This is a genomic window from Streptomyces carpinensis (assembly GCF_002154505.1).
Lineage (GTDB): Bacteria > Actinomycetota > Actinomycetes > Streptomycetales > Streptomycetaceae > Streptomyces > Streptomyces carpinensis.
Genome location: NZ_MUBM01000649.1, coordinates 1 through 2,127 on the forward strand (window position 1 = coordinate 1; position 2,127 = coordinate 2,127).

Here is a 2,127-nt window from a genome sequence, read left to right on the forward strand (position 1 = left end):
CACCACCAAGAACAGCCTGGTCCGCGCGCTCGCCAACCAGGCCAACGCCACCGTCCTGGACCACATCACGGTGATGGAGAACACCGGCCTGGTCGACTTCGACCAGGTCCTGTTCCAGGAGACGACCCCGCCGAAGCTGCCCGCCTCGGACCTGACCCCGCCACCCCCCTCCGGCGGGCAGCCCCAGGTCGTGCTCACCCCGCCGCCGAACGCCACGTCGAGCCCCCTGGACATCGGCGGCGCGCCCGGCGCCCCGGCGCCCAGCCCGACGGTGGGGTGAGCCAGGCGCGCGGGGCCGGGGCCTTCCGTTCGGATCAGGCCGGAGCCCGGCGTGATCCGAACGAGAGGCCCTGGGTCCTGTCGTCGAATTCCCGTCGTCCGCCCGAAGGGCGGGCCCGGCGGCGTCTGGTGCGTGCGAACACAAGGCGCCGGAGCCCCCTCGTGGCGGAGCCACGTGGGCGGTTCGGCAACGCCGCTGTGGGTCCCCCCACGCCCTTACGGCAGTGGGGGAGTGCGTGCCAGACGCCGCCGGGCAGGCGGGAATTTGACGACAGGGCCTAGGCGAGCCACACCGTGGTGTCCGGTGCCAGTCGGCGCCCCGTCAGCGGCGCGCTGCTCACCAGTACGTCCCCCGGCGGCAGCGGGACGTCGGTGTCCGACAGGTTGGTGACGCACCGCCAGCCGTCGGACCGGGCGAAGGCGAGCACCCCGGCGGGGGTGTCCTCCGTCCAGGTCAGCGACTCGCCCGCCAGCAGCTTGCGGCGCAGCCGCAGGGCCGTGCGGTACAGCTCCAGCGTCGAGCCCTCCGCCCCGTCCTGCGCCTGCACGGCGTACGCCGCGAAGGCGGCCGGCTGCGGCAGCCAGGCCGCGCCCGCCCCGAAGCCGTACGACGGCCCGCCGGTCGTCCACGGCAGTGGCACCCGGCAGCCGTCCCTGCCCTTGCGGACATGGCCCGTCTGCTCCCAGATCGGGTCCTGAAGCACCTCGGTGGGCAGGTCGGCCACCTCGGGCAGGCCGAGTTCCTCGCCCTGGTAGACGTAGGCCGAGCCCGGCAGGGCCAGCATCAGCAGCGTCGCCGCGCGGGCCCGGCGCAGCCCGGCCGCCTCGTCGACGGCCGGTGCGCGCCCGCCGGACAGCAGCCAGGCGTTCTCGTCCGTGCCCGGCGGGAGCATCAGCCGTGAGGCGTGCCGGACCACGTCGTGGTTGGACAGCACCCAGGTGGCCGAGGCCCCGGCCGCCCGGGCGGTGGCCAGCGAGGCGGTGATGGCCCGGCGCAGCTCACCGGCGTCCCAGCGGGTCTGGAGGTACTCGAAGTTGAAGGCCTGGCCCAGTTCGTCCGGGCGGGCGTACAGCGCGCGCCGGCTGTCCGGCACCCAGGCCTCGGCGACCGCCGCGCGGGGCGGGGAGTAGGCGTCGAAGATCTTGCGCCAGTCGCGGTAGATCTCGTGGACGTCGTCCCGATCCCAGTACGGATGGCTGCCCGGCGCCACGTGCGGCAGCGCGTCCTCGCCGGTGACCCCGACGTCCCCGACGTCCCGCAGCGGTTCGTCGAGGTCCTTGACCAGGGCGTGCGCCACGTCGATGCGGAAGCCGTCCACGCCCCGGTCGGACCAGAACCGCAGGGTGGTGCGGAAGTCGGCGCGGACCTCCTCGTTCTGCCAGTTGAAGTCCGGCTGCTCGGGCGCGAACAGGTGCAGGTACCACTGCCCGTCCGGCACCCGCCGCCAGGCGCTGCCGCCGAAGACGGACTGCCAGTCGGTGGGCGGGAGTTCGCCGTGCTCGCCGCGCCCGTCGCGGAAGACGTACCGGTCGCGGGCCGGGGAGCCGGGGCCGGCCCGCAGCGCCTCCTGGAACCAGCGGTGCCGGTGCGAGCTGTGGTTGGGGACGATGTCGACGATCACCTTCAGGCCCAGGCGGTGGGCCTCGGCGACCATGGCGTCGAAGTCGTCGAGGGTGCCCAGGCGCGGGTCGACGTCCCGGTGGTCGGCGACGTCGTAACCACCGTCGGCCAGCTCGGAGGGGTAGAAGGGGCTGAGCCACAGGGCGTCCACGCCGAGCGCGGCGAGGTGTGTCAGCCGCTGGGTGACGCCCCGGATGTCGCCCAGCCCGTCACCGTCGGCGTCGGCG

1 protein-coding gene and 1 pseudogene are annotated in these 2,127 nt (G+C 74.5%); one reads left to right on the plus strand and one right to left on the minus strand.

Translation table 11 applies throughout. From position 1 onward, the window contains the following. A pseudogene (locus BZY54_RS47495) lies at positions 1 to 280 on the plus strand (DUF4142 domain-containing protein); the annotation flags it as partial. Positions 281 to 557: 277 nt separating this feature from the next. On the opposite strand, the gene BZY54_RS47500 reads toward BZY54_RS47495, so the two are convergent. Beyond that, a partial coding sequence (locus BZY54_RS47500) for a glycoside hydrolase family 13 protein (RefSeq protein WP_086731489.1) occupies positions 558 to 2,127 on the minus strand: 1,570 nt, incomplete at its 5' end.